At 58.4% G+C, this 17,814-nt stretch carries 6 protein-coding genes and 1 tRNA gene; 2 read left to right on the top strand and 5 right to left on the bottom strand.

The annotated features are described in order from the left end of the window. Nucleotides 1-11: 11 nt before the first annotated feature. Nucleotides 12-10,736: an isopeptide-forming domain-containing fimbrial protein gene (locus tag THS5294_RS12440; RefSeq protein WP_058124018.1), complete on the bottom strand. Its 10,725-nt coding sequence runs from the start codon at nt 10,734-10,736 to the stop codon at nt 12-14. Nucleotides 10,737-10,784: 48 nt separating this feature from the next. Next, nucleotides 10,785-12,740, bottom strand: coding sequence for a TolC family protein (locus THS5294_RS12435; protein WP_058124017.1), 1,956 nt, complete (start codon nt 12,738-12,740; stop codon nt 10,785-10,787). 330 nt (nt 12,741-13,070) lie between these two features. On the opposite strand from THS5294_RS12435, the gene THS5294_RS12430 reads away from it, so the two are divergent. Then, nucleotides 13,071-14,381 carry a BamA/TamA family outer membrane protein gene (locus tag THS5294_RS12430; protein WP_058124016.1) on the top strand — a complete coding sequence of 437 codons (1,311 nt, stop codon included), beginning with the start codon at nt 13,071-13,073 and terminating at the stop codon, nt 14,379-14,381. 7 nt (nt 14,382-14,388) lie between these two features. On the opposite strand, the gene THS5294_RS12425 is transcribed toward THS5294_RS12430, so the two are convergent. Both THS5294_RS12425 and THS5294_RS12420 read right to left on the bottom strand, forming a co-directional pair. Then, a complete protein-coding gene (locus THS5294_RS12425) occupies nt 14,389-14,721 on the bottom strand; it encodes a dihydroneopterin aldolase (RefSeq protein WP_058124015.1) in 333 nt (110 codons plus the stop codon). Then, nucleotides 14,714-15,487: an SDR family oxidoreductase gene (locus tag THS5294_RS12420; protein ID WP_058124014.1), complete on the bottom strand. Its 774-nt coding sequence runs from the start codon at nt 15,485-15,487 to the stop codon at nt 14,714-14,716. The genes THS5294_RS12425 and THS5294_RS12420 overlap by 8 nt, the downstream gene beginning before the upstream one ends. Nucleotides 15,488-15,914: 427 nt before the next feature. On the opposite strand from THS5294_RS12420, the gene THS5294_RS12415 reads away from it, so the two are divergent. Continuing rightward, nucleotides 15,915-17,555, top strand: coding sequence for an ABC transporter substrate-binding protein (locus THS5294_RS12415; RefSeq protein WP_058124013.1), 1,641 nt, complete (start codon nt 15,915-15,917; stop codon nt 17,553-17,555). Nucleotides 17,556-17,700: 145 nt separating this feature from the next. Here THS5294_RS12415 and THS5294_RS12410 read toward each other — a convergent pair. Further along, nucleotides 17,701-17,788, bottom strand: a tRNA-Ser gene (locus THS5294_RS12410). Nucleotides 17,789-17,814: the final 26 nt, after the last annotated feature.

Here is a 17,814-nt window from a genome sequence, read left to right as displayed (position 1 = left end):
ACCTGAGGCCGCTAGTGTGGGCTGCCCGGTGTGGCGGTTGCCTCGCTCAGAAACTCTTGGTTGAAACGATTGAGCCCATTGCCCAGCGGGTTGGCAGAAGCCTCATACAGGCTTTGAACCGTCAGGCCTGCGATGTCCTCGAACACCTCATCGACCCGTAGCGTATCGGCATCAGCAAACGCGCCCTGCTGAAAGGTCGATGCATAGAAGGTCCGGGCGTTAAACATGCCGTGGCTTTGGGGCAGGGTCGAGGGCCGGTCAGCCGATAGCGAGATGCCATAGCTCTCGGTCGAAAGGTCGGTGCCGACGCGTGCAAACCGCGTTTCCCCCAGACTGGCCAGTTCTGTGGTGGGGCGCTGGTCCAGCAGTTCCACTGGCGCATTAAACACGCGACTGCCCTGTAGAGTAGCGAACATGCTGTCGTCATAGGGGCTGTCGATTTCGGTCCGCGGGAAGATCGCGATCCAATGGCCGCCCGCATCCGCAAGAACATGGCGCAGGCCGGTCTGCTCCCCTTGGGGGCCATAAAGCCGGATGGTGACATTAGAGCCGGGCTCAGCCGTGCCCGAATAAATCGGATCAATCGCGAGCACTGGCAGGAACCACGCGTCATCAATCCCCAGGTTGCTAAAGGGGTCGCTTACTTGGGCCGGGCTAGAGGCTGTTGTCCCGGTGAATGTGGCCGGGTCGCTCGCGGTATAGATGCGGGTCTCTGGGTCAGAGGCCGTCGGTGTTGAGGTGCCTTCAACGCTTGCGACGTTCGTGACGGCATTAGACGTGCTTGTCTGAAAGCCGATGAACACATCGTAGGTAATTGTCACACTTTCACCCTGTGCCAATCGCGGGACCGAAATAGACAGCTGTGTATCGCCCGCAGCAGAGCCTGCCGTGACGGTCGCAAGGCTTGGATCGCTGACCGTAATTCCGCCCGCACTGGACAGCTGGAACGGCAGCGGGTCACTGATCACGGTGTTATAGATCGGTGCGGTCGCTGCACCATCATTGGCCACAACCACCGTGTAGGTCACCGTGTCCCCAAGGAATGGCGAAGTGTCACTGACCGTTTTGACGACATTGAGTTCTGGTTCGACGACTTCGATGGTTTTGGTGTCGGCTTGAGGGCTGAGGGGCGTTTCGCCGGAAGGGGTGATGACGAGATCGGCTGAGTTGGTCAGGAGCGCGCCGTTTGTGTTTGCGGTGATGTCTTGGACGACGGCGACGAGGGTTAGGGTGATCTGGTCTTGGGCGTCGATGGTGCCATCGCCAAGCGAGGTTGAAGCGCCCAGATCAAAGGTTGTGACTTGGCCGCTGTTCACCGGTGTGCCGGGTGCGGTCAGGCTGATGTTTGAGCCGGGCGTGCCGATAGAGGCAGAGACAAAGCCCAGACCCGTTGGCAGCGTGTCGGTGATGACAATGCTATCGAGATCTGTCTCGGGCAGGGTCACGAGTAAGGCATATGTAACCTGTTCTCCGATCGTCAAATCTGTCAGGCTGTTGTCGCCCTGCGCGGTGCCCGTGTCTGGGTTTGAACTCGACACGACGGTCTTTTCCAGCCCTCGGATGGACAGGACGCTGTCGCTGTCCGTGACGGTCTCGGTCCGGCCGGTGGGGCTGTTGGCGTCCCCATCGGGCACTGTGTCGTACACGGCCGTGGCGGTGTTGGTCAGCGGTTGCAGGTTGGGGGCCGTTGTGGACAGGAGCGCGTTATAGTTGACCACCAACGTCTCGCCAGGCTCAATCACAGGGATCATAACCGTAAAGCCGCTGCTGGTTTCGGTCACGCTTGGGGTGATAGTGGTGCCATCCAGCGCAAGGCTCACACTGCCAGAGACCAGCGCAAGGTTCGCGTCTGACAAAGTGTCAGTGATGGCCACATCATAAGCAGGCCCATTGCCGGTGTTGGTTAACGTCAGCGTGTAGGACGCTGTTTCGCCGCCATAAAGTGCCACGGGGCCCACTTTGTCGATCGTCAGGTTGGGGTCGACAATCTCAACCTGTGCGGTGGCGGTGACGGGGGTCATTTGTCCGTCGGGCCCCGTGGGCAAGATCGTGGCGCTGACGGTGTTATCTGTGACGCGACCCGATTGGGCCGTGGGCACATCAATGACACGGGCAGAGACCTGTATCAGGATCTTGTCATCGGCGCCGATGCTGCCGTCTGACGGGTTATTCACGGCGCCAAAGTCGATGGTAAAGGTCTGGCCGTTGGTCTCAGTCACAACGGGTGGGGTGTTCACCGCCGTCATGCCCGCGCCGATGGATGTGACGTTCACCGAGTCTGCGATCAGCTCCAACTCTGGCCCCAGCACATCGCTCAACACCACACTGTCGAGGGGGATTTCTGGCAAGGTGAGTTCATAGGCATAGGTCACGGTCTCGCCGACGTTCAGATCGACGAGCCCCGTATTGCCAACGGCTGTGCCGGTCTCGCTGAAGTCTGTCGAGAGCACGGTTTTGGTGATGCTGGGTCCGGTTGCGATCGCATGATCATCACTGTCCGTGGCGGTCCGGCCAGTGGTTGAACGCGGATCATTATCTGGCACGGTGTCAAAGGTGATGGTGGCGGTGTTGTCAAAGCTGTGAGCGGCGGGGGCGTTGGCATCGAGGCGGGCGGTATAGGTGACCTCAAGCGTTTCGCCGGGCAACAGTTTGGCCACCAATGTCTCAAACCCGGTGGCCGTCGAGGTCACGCTTAGGCCCGATGTGATATCCACGGTGTCGATCGTTGCCGTCAGCGAACCTGCGTTGTAGCTGAGGTGGGCATTGTCCAAAACGTCCGCCACAAGGATGTCAAAGGCGGGCCCGGTGCCTGAGTTGACCACGCTCACCGTGTAGCTTGCGTCGCTTCCTGGGTTGACGGCGGTGTTGCCGGATTTGTTCACACTCAAGACAGGGGTCACGATATCCACGGGTGCGGTGGCCGTGATCGGGTCCATTGCCGCTTGGCCTTGAGGGGTCAGCGTGAGGGTTGCAGTGTTGCTGAGGGCTACGGCATCTTGGTTGGTGGTCACGTCCTCAACCTGGGCAGTGACTAAGATTACGACCTGATCATCGGCGCCGATGCTGCCGTCTGATGGGTTGGTAAAGGCGCCGAAGTCGAAGGTGATCTCCTGACCCGAGATGCTGCGCGATGGGATGACCCCGGTCAGCCCGGTGGCACTGCTGTCGATCGAGGACGATACAAAGCTCAGCCCGGTTGGAAGGGTGTCGACCAAAACGGCGCCGTCGATGTCGATCTCCGGGAAGGTAACAGTCAGGGCATAGGTGACAGTCTCTCCGATGTTCAAATCAGTGACGCCCGCAGTGCCCGCACTGTCGCCGGTATCAGCTATGCTGCTGGCTACGGTGGCTTTGCTCAAAAGCGCGCCGGGAACGATCGCATGGGTGTCCGTGACACTCTCCTCGCGCCCCGTGTCAGAGGCCGGATCACCGTCAGGCACCGTGTCAAAATCAGCCGTCACCGTGTTCGACAGCAGATCGCCTTGGGCAAAGCCCACGTCGACGTCCGCCTCGTAGCTGACCCGCAACACATCGTTGGGCAAAAGCGTACTGGCTAAGAAGCTGAAGCCGCCGTTGGTTTCGGTGACGGTCGGGCTCAATTGGGCACCGTTGAGCGTCGCGGTGACACTGCCAGAGACAAGGGTCAATTGGCTGTCGGCAATCGCATCAGCCACAAGGATGTCAAAAGCGGGGCCGGTTCCGGTGTTCTCGATCTCAACCACGTATGTGACCCGGTCGCCGGGGTCTGCGGCCAGTGGGCCAGATTTGTCGATCGTGAGGCTGGGCTCAACGACATCGATAGCATCACTGGCTGTGACGGTGTCAAGCACAACGCCCCCAGCCGTCACATCCAGAGTGGCGGTGTTCACAAGGCTTGCGGCCTCCGCCACCGCGGTGACGTCCTCTACCCGCGCGGTTAGCGTGACCTTGACGTGGTCGCCCGCATCCATCGCGCCCGTGGCCGTGTTGCTCACGGCGCCAAAATCAAAGGTGGTCACAGCGCCGACATTGGTCACGACCACATCCGCTGCACCAGATATCTGTGCACCCTCAGACACAAACGCTGCACTCACATAGCTTAGCCCCGGGGGCAACGTGTCGATCAAAACAACACTGCTCATCTCAGCCTCAGGCAACACAAGCGTGAGGGTGAAGGTCACGTCTTCACCCACAACAAGGTCGAGGTCGGTGGTCTCAAACGCCGAACGGTCCGTCTGGCTGAAGCTCGATCCAGTGGCCTCTTTGTACAGCGCCGGCACCGTGCCAACGTCATGATCATCGCTGTCGGAATAGGTGCGGCCATCGGTTGAGGTTGGCGTGCCATCGGACACGGTGTCGTAGTCCACCGAAGCGGTGTTCGAGAAGATTGCTGCTTCAGGCGCGCTGGCCGAGAGGGTGGCATTATAGGTCACGGTCAGGGTCTCGCCCACCGCAATAGACCCAATGACAGCCCTAAAACCATCGCCCACCAAGCTCACAGCCGGAGAGATCGACGTGCCTTCCAGATCAAAGCTCGGCGTGCCTGACAAAGCCAAATGCGGGTTGCTGAGCAAATCCTCTAACACCACATCATGCGCCGGCCCCGTCCCGTCGTTGGTCACAGTCACCGTATAAGGAACCGTATCACCAGCTTCCGCAACCAAAGGCCCCGTTTTGACGACATTGAGCTCTGGTTCGACGACCCGGACGTCGGCCGTGGCCCGAGGGTCGGGTTGCAGCGGTGTTCCGCTGGATGGGTCATCCACATCTAGCCGCCCTGTGTTGCGCAGTCGGTCTCCTGCATCCACGCTGGGCAGGTCCTGCACTTGGGCGACAAGGTGGATGACGATGGTTTCGTCTCTCGCAGCCGCATCATCAGTCGCAGCCACTGTGACCGTGCCAAAATCGAACGTGACCGTGCCGGAGGTAAGGGTCACAAAACTGGACGTTTCGGTGTCGCCCGCATTGATATTGGCGGTTGTCACACTCGTGCCGCTGCCGATGGATACGATCTCGGCTGAGACTGCGCTTAGCCCCGTGGGCAGCGTGTCAGTCAGGGTCAGGTCAGCGATACCTTCGGGCAGGGTCATTGTCAGGGCATAAGTAATCGTCTCGCCAATGGCGACGCTGCTGCCTGATGTGCTTGTGTCGCCCGTGCTAAGCACCGTTTTCGTTAACTGCACATCTGGTGAGGTAACGACAGCCGTATCCGTAGGCACCGTATAGCCAGCAAGCGTGTTGTCATAGACCCGACCATCGTCGGCATCGGTCTCATCCCCGTCGGGGTCGCTGTCAAAGCGCGTGACTTCGGCAGTGTTGTTCACGGCGGTTGAGAACGTAAGCGTGTTGATGATGGTCGCATCAAAGACGATCTCAATTGTGTGGCCCGCCTCTAGGACCGGGATACTGGCCCGCAGCCCATCGCTGCTCGTCGGATAGACGAGGGTAGGGGCATCCGCCCCGCTGGGGGTTACGTCCACGCCGTTGGCATTCAGGATTTTGATCGTCCCGCTTTGGGTGCTTGGCAGAATAAGTGCCACGTCATCAAGCGGGTCGTTCAAGAGAATGTCGTAGGCCGGGCCGCCCCCGACGTTCTCTGTCAGGATGGTATAGGTCACGGTATCGCCAGCATCGGCTGTACTTGGCGAAACGCTTTTGTCGATGTCGAGTTCAGGCTCGACCACGTTTGCGGTGGCGTCGTCGGTGAAGGTCTGTGGCTGCCCGGTGTTGGGATGCGTCAGAACCGTGCCCGTACTGGGATCAACCAAGCTGAGCCGTGCCTCGTTCACGAGGGTTCCGCCGCCTTGGACTGCGGCGATATCGGTGACCTGTGCCACGACTGTGATTAATGCCGTGTCATTGGCCGCACTGTTGTCGCCCTCATTGTCGATGGTCCCGAAGTCAAAGACGAAACCGCCGTCCGACCCGAGGGTGATGAAACTCGACGAGGTATCTGTGTCGCCCTGGGCAAGGTTGTCGCTGCTGACACTGGAGTGGAACGTTGTTAATTCGGCCGAAATCGGCGTCAGCCCAGCGGGCAGAGCGTCCACCAAGATCACATCGGATATGCCCTCAGGAAAGACGATCTCAATTTCATATGTCAGGGTCTCTGAGATCCCGACAGAGGCCCCGTTGGTAAGGGGGTCGTCCGAGCTCACAAGGGTTTTTGTCACCTGCGGGTCAGGTGTGGGCAACCTATGCGTGTCAGACGGGCCAGAATAAACGCGGCCATCATCGGGATCGGTGGTGTCACCCGCTCGGTCACTGTCGTAGCGGGTGACTGTGGCGGTGTTGTCGATACTGCTTGCGAATGCGACGCCCTCTTTCACGACCATTTCATACGTGATCTCAATGGATTGCCCGGGCATCAGCACAGGTATGACTGCCTGCAATCCATCCGATGGGGTCGGAAACACGTGGCTGGGGGCGTCAGCGCCGGTTGGTGTTACGTCGGTGTTGCCATCCATGATCCGAATGCTGGATGCGTACGGAGAGCTGAACTCTAGGTTGGGATCGGTGATCCCGTCATCAATGATGATATCATAGGCCGGGGCACCCCCAGCATTGGTGGCGGTGATCGTATAGACCACCGTGTCACCGGCATCCGCCTCTGCCACATCAGTCGATTTCTCGATCTGCATATCTGGCTCAACAATCCAGATATGTTCACTGTTCCAGACGACTGTCTGGTCGGTCATGAATTTAGCTTTGTTCGTAAGCCTATCGCCCGCGTCATTCCCTGTCACATCGTTGAGCTGGGCCACAACCCGCACGAGGATTTCATCGCGTGTGTCTTGAACCATGTCGGTGGCATTGATCAGATCACCAAAATCGAAATCAATGATGTTGCCGTTCACTGTGCCGGTCGCACCGGCGCTCAACGCCGAGCCCGAGATGTTGGACCCAATCGAAATCACCTCTGCCGAGATCAGATCAAGCGTGCCCGGCGAGGTCGGCAAAATGTCCCGAAGGGACGAGTCAGAGTTCGTGCCCTCAGGCAGGGTGATAACGATATCGTAGGTGACCGTCTCACTGATCGCTAGGTTGCGACCGGATGTATCGGGGTTGGAGGTCGCCGAGACGGATTTGTTGGCTGTCGGCTTTTTCGATATCACGCTCGCATCGTCCGAGATCGCGTAATCGCGTTCATCTGATGCGTTGTCGTCGGGCAAGCTGTCAAACGTCAGGCTTGCGGTATTGTCGATTACAGTGCCCGCTTCAATCGATGAGTTGACCACGGCTTGATACGAAATCGTCAGGGTCTCACCCACATCCAGCATATCGGCTGTAATTTTAAGCGTCGCGTCACTGCTGGTGTTGCCGGTCACGATGGTCGTGCCTGTGCCACCCGTCACGGTGACGCTTCCCACGACAAGGTCGATGCTAGGGTCCAACAGATCGGTTAGAACCAGATCATAGGCGGGCGCATCGTGGGCTTGGACTGGGTTGTCGACCTCAATGGTGTAGGTCACCGTCTGGCCCGCGCGCACCCCGTTATTGGGTGCGGTTTTGTCGATGGTGAGCTGCGGCTCAATCAATTCAACCCGGCTAGAGACATCTTCACTGACGCCATCCGCCACAAACTTCGCTTTGTTGGTGAGTTGTTCGCCTGCCTCTGCGGTCTGCCCGCCAAGTGATTGGGCGGTAACTTCGAAGGTGATCACATCATCGGAGAGGAAGTTGTTGCCCAGATTAACCAAGTCGCCGACGTCAAAACTAACGCTTTTATTGTCGTTGGCCACGGTCCCGAGGCTGCCAAGTGTGATCCCGTTTGATGATGTTAGGGCATTCGTGTTCCAGGCGGTGATAACCGCCGAGAGCATATCAAAATCGCCAAACACGCCGCCGACACTGACCTCATCGGACAGGATGACATTTTCATAGCTGCCCTCAGGCAGATTGATGCTGACCTCAAAGGTGAATTCCTCACCGACCATGACTTCATTGGCGCGTTGTACCCCGATCTCACGACCCTCAAGGGTTTTGACGATGTCGACCGCATCGACCTCTGCCTTGGCGGTATCAGTCAGGCTGGCGTCGGCGCGGTTGATCGCGGATGTGCCGCCTGAGCTTTCAAAGGCAGTGAAGTTCGTGACAGTGGCCGTGTTTTCCATCACGTCGCCGGCTTTTACGGTTTGCTCGGCCACAAGGTCGTAGGTGATGATCACGAGGTTCTCACCGGAGGTGCCGTCAAAGGCCGACAATGCGCCCTCAGAGCTGCGATCATCCAGAACCATGCCGCCAGAAAACAGATCGCCAGTGTAGGTGATTGCACGGGTGCCTGTGCCGTCCGTCACCGACAGGTTCAGCCCACCGGTGGGCACCCCAAAGCCCGCAGGTAGGGTATCGGTAATCGTGACGTCAAAGGCCCCACTGGGCGCTTTGCCTGTGTTCTCGACCACAATCGCAAAGGTCACAAGATCGCCCGCATCGATCCCCTCAAGGTCGGCATCAATGGGCGTTGTGTCGAGGGCATCCGAACTGATCGTGCCGCTGAACCGTGCCCCACTGTTGCCTGGTGCTGTGAACGTCACCGGGCCTTCGGTCGCGGAAAACGCCACATCAGGGTCCGTGCTGTCGGTCGCAATCACGCCCTTAGTGATCGCCAGTTCCGGCTGGCCGTAGATAAAATTCGCGATGGCGGTCGTATCCACCATGCCGTTGACCACATTATCTTCAAATGCCGTTGCTTGGTTGGTCAGCATCAGACCATCGGCAAAAATGGCATCGATCACGGTGGTGGTGAACAGGATCTCGATCCGGACGGTTTCGCGGGGCTCGGCGGTGAAGGTGCCGAAATCGTAGTTGATCTGGTTGTCATTGGGCACGCCAGACAGGGTTGGGGGGCCACCGCCCGCATCCACATAGTCCTGCGACGCCAGACCAAACTGCGCCACCCCTGCTGCGGGGGGCGTGCCGCTGACGATATTGTTGAACGTGGTGATTTCCGTGGAATCGAACACGTTCTGTGGCAGGTTGTCGATGATTTCGAGGTCTTCGTACGACCCAAGAGGGGCGGTGTAGATGATGCTAAACGTGACCTCATCGCCCGCCGAAATCGGCAGGCCGGGTGTGGGTGCCGCGCCGTTGATGAAGGATACCGTCTTGCTGTCGATCTGCCCAAAGGGTGTTTGCAGGGTGGTGCTGGTATCGTCGGTCTCGGTCCCGAGGGTGTTGGTCGGATCGCTGTTTTCCCGAACGCTGGCCGAGATCGTGGCGGTGTTGCGCAACAGATCGCCCTGCGTGAACGGGATTTCGCCGATGTTGCCATCGTCCGTTAGGTTCCCAAGGATACGGGCGTAATACGTGATTGTCGCCGTTGTGCTGGCACCGCCGGGCGTGCCGTCTGCGTCATCACCGGTCAGGATCGCATCAGAACCGGCGTCCACGAGCGCTTGGCTGATATCCCAGACCACGGTCGTCTTGCCGGTATTGCTATCAAAACTCGTCGTTTCCTGCGGAAGCAAAGCGGCGTTCGTGACGGCGCCACCACTGCTTTCGGTGGTGGTTAGGGTCGGGACGTAACTGCCGGTGTTCAAATACTCCCACCCATTGCCAAGAACATCCGTGACCTCAAGGTCACCAAAGGTAAAGTAATCGGAGACCTGAACCTCAAGCGTGAAGCGGTACACGTCATCGGGGCTGATGACGCCGGTCAGATTGGTGTCATCCACCAATGTCGCGCTCTTTTGGACGGCGAGCGAAACGGCCTCTTGGCGGTTGGTTGCGGTGGCTGAGATCGTCTCAACTGGGTCGTTTGTGTCCAGCGGATCCCACTGGCCGCTGCCTGTCACAGTGTTGATCACGCTTGCAGGATCGCCCGAATTTACGGGAATGGTCGGGGCCGTCGTCCCGGCAGCTGTTTCATCGATGTAGTAGTCAAATGTCACGACGGCATTGCCGGTGACCGGATTGCCCACAATGGATGCGAATGTCAGGTCGAGCGTGTTGTTGCCTGTGCCTGCGGGCTGGCCCACGGTTGGCTCGGTGTTGATCGTCGCTGTGGGCGACATCGTGAGATTGCCCATGTAGACGATCTCGGGCGGGAGCGTGTCGACCAGATTGAAATCCGTCAGGGTTTGTCCGGGGGCTACGGTGACTTCTAGCGTGTATTCATAGACATAGCTTGGGCCAGTGGCGGCCTCATTCTCTGGTGCGCTGTTGGTTTTGGTCAACTCAAACAGCGTCTTGCCGACGCTTGTTGTGGAAAATGCGCTAAGGGTCGAAGGGTCGGCCGCCGGATTGTCGAGCGGGTCATTGCCAAGCGCAAAACCAGCCCGTGTTTCGAGGTCAACGGTATGGTTCAGATCGGCCTCGTCCGAGAAATCGAGCGTCATCACCACGTCAACGGCGGGGTTTCCCGGTGAGAACGAGCCGTAGGGCAGGGTGAAAACCAGCAGGGTTTCACCCGGCGTGCCCGTTACGATCAACGGGTCGCCAAGGGTGTCGGTGGCGATCGGGTGCACGGCCTCGCCAGCGGTGTCGAACACCAGTTGTGTTGTATCAATCGCGCCGCCCAAGAATGTAGCGCTGTCGAAGGACACGCCGTCATACCCGTCTGGGCCGAGCGTCGGCAGTACGACGTCGATGAACGGCAGGTATCCCGTGTCGGTACTGTGCAGGTTGTCGAAGGTCAGGGTGAACTCGACATCTTGGGCACCTAGTTCCACATCCGTGGGGCCGGACACCGTGACTTGGGCCTCACCGTCCAGAACGATGCGGTCTTCTAGTGGCTCGAAACGTGGCAGATCCTTCATGATGCGGACCCCGCGCGACTGTGGCATTGGTGCGTGCGGCGCATGGTCTTAACCATCACGGCCGCTCCGCGCGAGTTGGTAGGTCTGCTCGCCCCGGATATCACGGGTCAGGTTCATCGACAGGCCCCAACGGTCCAGCAACAAACCCCGCGCGCGAGCCAAATTTGCGGCTGAGATTTCGCGTGTGGCGCGGGCTGTGGCAACGGCTTGCTCACTGGCTTGGAGGTTTTGATAACTCGTCAGCAGTGCCGACAGCAGTTCGATCCCGGCGTCGCCGATACCTTCGTCCCAGCGGGCTTGGATGGCGTTTGTGTCGGCTTGTGCGGCCTCAAGCGCGCGTCGCTGGGCGACCAGATCATTGCAGGCCACAATGTATTCGTTCGCCGACACGTCTACTTCCAGTAACACGGTTGAGATCGCGGACATGACCTGACGCTCCTGCTGGACCGTCTCGATCCGGCGGCGATGATACCGCGCGTCGCGTTCGTCAAACCCCAGCGGGACCGAGAATTTCAACCCGACCAAGGTCCCGACGTTGCCCGATTGGTCGTCAAACGCATCCCCTAGGCTGCGCCCGCCCGTGCCCCCTTCGCTGCGGGCCTCTAAGACAAGGTCCAGTTCGGGCAGGCTTTCGTTGGCGGCCATTCCTTCGCGCAGAAGGGCGGCTTCGTACTGTAAAATCGCTTGCTGGATTTCAGGACGGTGGATGAAAACAGCCTCGATCGTGTCGTTGGTGGACAACAGATGCAGCGCACCGTTCGGGGCCGACGTGGGCAGCACCTCAACATCAGCGGGTCCAAGCCGCTTGTCATTGACAAGAGCCGCGAGCCGGAATTCAGCGTTCTCCATCGCGGCTTTGGCACGAACCATATCGGCCCGCCACTGTGAGGCCAGAGACCGTGCGCGATTGATCAGGACTGGATCGGCATCGATCCCCTCACGGTTGCCGATTTGCTCGGCGATTTGGGCACCGTGACCGGCCAGATGACGGCGCTGGGCATAGACAGACCGCGCGACATACAGGTTCCAATAGGCGCGCTCGACCTCCAATAGATGGGCGGAGGCTTGACGGTGGAATTCCTCTACAGCGATCTGGGTGTCCATGTTGGCGATGCGCCGGGTGCTATCGGTATAGGTAAATCCACCACCGCGAAGGAGAGGTTGCACATAAGTTAGCGCGGTCTGAGACACGGTCTGCTCCCCGGGGATAAACGCGGTGTCGTTGGTGTCAGTGGTGGTGAACCGTTGGGAGAGCGAAATCTCACCACCGGTTTGAAGACGGCTTCGGACACCAAATTCGACATCATCCTCGTCCGTGGTCAGACGAGTGGCACCGCCGGCACTTGCAGGACTTGTGGCGAACTCATCGCGGCGTTCAATGCTGGCGTCGGCAAAGATTTCAGGCACGAAACGGCCCCGGGCCTCTTGGATCGCTGTGCCGCGAATGGCGGGCAGGTCACCGAACGCTGCGATTTGGAATGAGTTGCGGACGGTCGCGTTGATGATGTCTGGCAATGAGATTTTCTGCGCGCGCTGTCTTGGCAACAGATCGCCACGATGGGCCGACCGGACCCACCATTCCCCAGCCGTTGAGGGTGCCGAAATATGTGCCACCCGGCGCACCCCGTTCAGCGATGTGCCAAGGCCCCGCTCGCGGGCTTCGATCAGAGCATAACGCCCCAACGCGCGGCGAATATAGATCGCCCGGTCCGATGTGTTGCGAAAGGCCTTATAGGTGATGGTATCGACGGGCCATTGACCGTTGCTGAGGTCTTCACTCGACAGGTCAAATTCACCATTGCCCGGAAAGCTATCAAGCCGTGTGCGCGCCTGCGAAGCGTTCATGAACACACCATCGCGGTTGGCGTCCAATTCTTCGCCAACGGATGGGTTCATCGCGCGTATACCCGGCACGTCCCCCGGCGATAACCCGATGGAGCCTTCGCCAGTGCAACCCGCGACAAAGGCCAGCGCGGCCGCAGCCGCCATATACTTTCCGGACATGAATAATCCTTGCACTCAGTGTCTTAAATCAAATTTACTATCTTTTGAGGGCAACCATTAACTATTTATAAACTTATTATTAACCTTTATTAACACCGATTGAGAAGGATTGTATTTTTGCAATCATTTGCCCCTCTTATGCCGTGTTTCGGGGCTTATTGTGTCTTTTGCGGAAATGGTTTTCAGGTTTGGTATCAAAATTGCTGAGCATCCTCACGCGTGCGCGCGACGGCTCTGAACCGTTTAGTGAGTGCGTCGGAACTATGTCTGGCAGCTACTCACTTGACCGTCCGTATTTGCGCGGCATGTCGATGGGAATAAGGGATTTTTATGGGTTATTTGAGATCGACGGCCGCAGCCTGTGCCGTTTGTAGCGCGATAGCAGCCAGCATCATTGGCAGCACAGCAGGGGCAGACGTGCCGCGCGCCTTTAGCCAAATTATTGTCAACGGTAACGCGCGGTTTAGCGACCAAGATGTCTTGGCCACGGCCAACCTTCGGCCGGGTGAAATTTATTACGCCGATGATCTGCGCGCCGCGATTGAGGCATTGGAATTCACCGGTGAGTTTGACTTTATCCGCATCCGGTCAGAGGGCCCACGACTGATTGTGACCGTCGATGAAACCCCATCCTATGAGGGGCTTCTGACATTTGGACTGGGCTATGACAGCGATACTGGAGTGTTTGGCGGGGCTGTCCTATCGCTTGAAAACGCGTTGGGATTGGGGGCTGACGTTCTGGGTGAAATCATCGTCGCCCAAGAGGTACAGACCGCGCGGCTCCGTGTGTTTGACAATGATGCCCTGTCCGAAACTACTGGGGTTGGCGTACGCTTGTTTTACGGCGCCTATGAATATGACAACACGTTGTTCGACTACGAACGCATGTCTATTGCACCCTATGTCCAGGCGGATGTAGGCGGCGGCCAAATCGAGGCGCGTGTGACATTCACCGAGACAGAAATCAGCGATGTCGCATCCACGGCCTCGGCGATTTTGCAGGGCGATACGGGCACGCAGGACGCGACCGAATTTGGTCTTTCGTACCGTTTTGGGGCAACTAATCCGAACGCTAATCGCTTAACATGGGGCGCGTTGGTCAGTGTGGACTATGGCATTGCCGGGGATGCAAAACTGGTACGGAGTGAGGGGCAGGTCAATGTATTTGCGCCCTTGCCTGGGGGCTTTGCGCTGCGCTCAACGCTTGAGCTGGGGCATGTTGCGGGGCAGGGCAGTGCCGTGACGCGCGCGACTGATCGCTTCGTTTTGGGCGGGGCATCGTTGCGCGGGTTTGAGCGTGGTGGGGTCAGCGTGCGTGATATCGATGGCGCGGTCGTGACCGATCTGGGCGGGACCCGGTTTGGCGCGCTTCGCACGGATGTTGTGCTGCCCGTTTTGGCAGATTTACCCGGCGTGGATGTGTTTGGGTTCGTGGATGTGGGCCGCGTATGGGGGCTGGATAGTCCCGTTACGCCCTCGGGCACGCTGCAAAACACGTCCGATTTGCGGACCTCGGTCGGACTAGGCGCGTCATACGATTTTGCCCTTGGACGGCTAGAGGGATATCTCGCCTCTCCGACCTCAAAGCAAACTGGCGACCAAGAACAGGCGTTTGGCCTGACCTTTCGCGCGCAATTCTAAGGGGCGGCTAGCCGCGGTACACAACGCCCACGGATGCGCAATCGGGGTACACGTCCGGCTTGCGTGAATATACGCGCGCGGCCCGGCACCCACGCGCCATTACGTGGGCGTGGATCATTGCGGTTAATTCTTCCTGTGTCTCGATGCGCTGTTGGTTAAAGCCGCGCACGTAGTCGACCACATGATCATAGTCAAAAAACTGGCCCTGAGAGACATTAACGCCCTCAACATCCAATTCGATCGAGATGAACACGCGCTGAGTTTTCTCCTTCTCAAAGGCATGCAGCCCCAGGAACATCTCAACGCAGAGATCCTCAATCTTGATCGTGTAGTCAGTCATCGACCAAACCTTCCTTCACCAAAAAGGCAACATCCCGTGGCAGCTCCCACAGGGTCTGGCCGCCGTCGATTGTGAGGATCTGATTATTGTAGCTTTTGGTATCCCACATGAACAAAACGGTCTGAGCGATTTCGGCAGGGGTAACTTGACGACCCAATGGATTGATCCGGCTGCTTTTTTCAAAGTTTGCCTGAGACTGCTTGCCGCTAATTAATGTAATGCTCGGCGCGATGCCCGCCACGCGCGGAAAGCCACCGAACCGCATGGCTAACATTTGTGTCGCTGTGAACAGTGCCGCCTTGCTCAGCGTGTAGGTGAAAAAATCGGGGTTCATCGCAAAGACTTTGTTGTCCAGCATATTCACGATGAGGCAGTCTTCCAACCCCTGCGACTGTGCGGCGGTCAGCTCTGCTAGGTAAACGGGCGCCTTCAGGTTAACGGCCATGTGGCCGTCGAACTGTGCCTCATCAATGGTGCCGATGTCATCGTTCATGAACATTGAGGCATTGTTAACTAGCAAGTTGAGGGGGCCAAGCCAGTCGATCACATCCGAAAAGACACGGGTCAGGCTGGCTCTGTCGCTCAGATCGCCTTGAAACACGGCGCAGCTGTCTGCGGTGATCGCGTTCAGCTCGGCTCTCAGGGTCTCGGCCTCGCTGTGCGATGTATTATAGTGCACCGCGACCTTGAAACCGGCGGTCACTAAGGCCCGGGCAATCTCGGCTCCGATGCGTTTCGCGCCGCCAGTGATAAAAGCCGTGGGCATGTTCGTGATCTTCCTTGGGGTAGGGGGCTTGGGCGATGCGTTGCCCGATCCAGTAAATGTATCGCCTGCGGCTTAAGGCAATTTTTCTTTGCAGGTCAATGACAACGCGGTGTGCTAAAATACAACTCTGGCGGGTTTCTGTGGCCAGGACCGCAGTCATCAGGTGGCCTCGTCGAACCGGCACAGCGGCGCAAGTCGGTATCAATCAACCCCCATCAAGCAGATCAAAATGGCGGTTTTTTGGCTATTTTAGCCCATCGGTTGAACGCTTATTGCGCTCGTGCTGGATGTCGTATTTTATCAACAATGTCGTTTTTGAGCTATTTTTTATCTTCGATCAATGGGTGCGACAACCGCGCTCTGAGCCGCTTTGTAGCCTGATAGGGGGCGCGGCTCCCAAGTTTTCATCAAAACCGAAGAGCGTTTTATGACCGATCCAAAACACATCCATTCCGCTGTCAGCGCCTATGCAGATGAGGTCCGCGCCGGAACCTTGTCGCGCCGTGAATTCTTGACCCGTGCGACGTCTTTGGGCGTCACAACTGCCGCTGCATACGGCTTGTTGGGGGCCGCACAACCCGCTCGTGCCGCTGCCCACGCGCAGGCGGGCGGCACATTACGCATTGAATCAACCGTCAAAGCGCTGAAGGATTCGCGCACGTATGACTGGCCGCAAATGTCGAACTTCACCCGCGGATATCTGGAATATCTGGTGGAATATCAGGTTGATGGCAGCTTTGAGCCGATGCTGCTGGAAGCTTGGCAAGTCAATGCGGATGCCACGGAATACACTCTTAAGGTCCGCCAAGGTGTCACGTGGACCAACGGCGATGCTTTCACCGCTGAGGACGTCGCGTTCAACATTGCGCGCTGGTGCGAGTCCGCGGTTGAGGGCAACTCCATGGCCTCCCGCATGGGCTCGTTGGTGGACGCCGAAACCGGGATCGCCCGTGAAGGTGCTATCACGGTCGTCGACGATAGCACCGTGCGCCTGACGCTTGGCCAACCCGACATCACGCTGATCGCAGGGTTCTCGGACTATCCAGCGGCCATTGTGCACCAAGGTTTCACAGGCGATCCGTTGGAAAATCCCATCGGGACTGGCCCTTATTTGCCCGGCGATTTTGAGGTCGGCGTAAAAGCGGTCTTGGTCAAGAATGAGAACCACACATGGTGGGGCACCGGTGCCTATTTGGACCGGATTGAATACCTCGACTTTGGAACGGAGCAGGCGGGTATCGTAGCTGCCGTGGACGCGGGTGAAGTCGATATGGTCTACGAGTCGATCGGCGATTTCATCTTGGTGATGGACGCTATCGGGTGGTCCAAGTCTGAGGCTGTCACGGCAAACACGGTCGTGATCCGCGCCAACCAAGAGGCCGAAGTAAACGGGATCAAACCCTACGCGGATGCCCGCGTTCGCAAGGCGCTTGCGATGGCCGTAGATAACTCGGTTCTTTTGGAATTGGGTTTTTCGGACAACGGTCGCGTGGCCGAAAACCACCACGTTTCCCCGATCCATCCCGAATACGCCGAATTGCCGGCGCCCGTGTTCGACCCTGCTGGCGCAAAGGCCCTGATGGCCGAGGCCGGGATGGCAGATTTCGAACACGACTTGGTGTCAATCGACGACACGTGGCGCAAAAATACCTCGGACGCCGCCGCCGCGATGATCCGTGATGCGGGCATCCCGATGCAGCGCACGGTTTTGCCGGGGGCAACGTTCTGGAATGATTGGGCAAAGTACCCGCTCTCTACGACGGATTGGGCGCAGCGGCCTTTGGGCGTGCAGGTGCTCGCGCTGGCGTATCGTTCGGGCGAACCTTGGAACGAAAGCGCATTCGCAAACGCAGAGTTTGACGCGCTTTTGGCGGATGCTTTGGCAATTGCAGACGCTGATCAACGCCGTGAGGTGATGGCCAAGCTGCAACAGATTATGCAGGACGAGGGCGTGATTATCCAACCCTATTGGCGCTCCATCTACCGTCACCACAAAGCCAACGTGATCGGAGCGGACATGCACCCAACGTTTGAGATCCACGTCACAAAACTGGGCCTCGCGATCTAAGCGAGATCCAACAACACCCCCCGACGCGGGCCTCGCTGGCGTCAGGGTTCGGTTGGAAGCCGTGGATGATTTGAGAGAAGCAGCAGTACGCTCGTCAGACCAATTGCGTCTATGAACAATCCGACGGCGCTCGAAGTGGTGTGGGTGGCGGAGACGAAGGGATTCGAACCCTCGAACGCTTGCACGTTACTCCCTTAGCAGGGGAGCGCCTTCGACCACTCGGCCACGTCTCCGCCGCCGTGTCTAAGGGAGCCTGCGA

Origin of the sequence: Thalassobacter stenotrophicus (assembly GCF_001458315.1) — a bacterium.
GTDB lineage: Bacteria > Pseudomonadota > Alphaproteobacteria > Rhodobacterales > Rhodobacteraceae > Thalassobacter > Thalassobacter stenotrophicus.
Note: the sequence above shows the minus strand (reverse complement) of the source record. Positions and strands in the feature narration are given on the sequence as shown.

Excerpts from the sequence above, each read along its gene's own strand:
- THS5294_RS12440 (WP_058124018.1), bottom strand. The coding sequence starts at position 10,736 with ATGAAGGATCTGCCACGTTTCGAGCCACTAGAAGACCGCATCGTTCTG.
- THS5294_RS12435 (WP_058124017.1), bottom strand. The coding sequence starts at position 12,740 with ATGTCCGGAAAGTATATGGCGGCTGCGGCCGCGCTGGCCTTTGTCGCG.
- THS5294_RS12430 (WP_058124016.1), top strand. The coding sequence starts at position 13,071 with ATGGGTTATTTGAGATCGACGGCCGCAGCCTGTGCCGTTTGTAGCGCG.
- THS5294_RS12425 (WP_058124015.1), bottom strand. The coding sequence starts at position 14,721 with ATGACTGACTACACGATCAAGATTGAGGATCTCTGCGTTGAGATGTTC.
- THS5294_RS12420 (WP_058124014.1), bottom strand. The coding sequence starts at position 15,487 with ATGCCCACGGCTTTTATCACTGGCGGCGCGAAACGCATCGGAGCCGAG.
- THS5294_RS12415 (WP_058124013.1), top strand. The coding sequence starts at position 15,915 with ATGACCGATCCAAAACACATCCATTCCGCTGTCAGCGCCTATGCAGAT.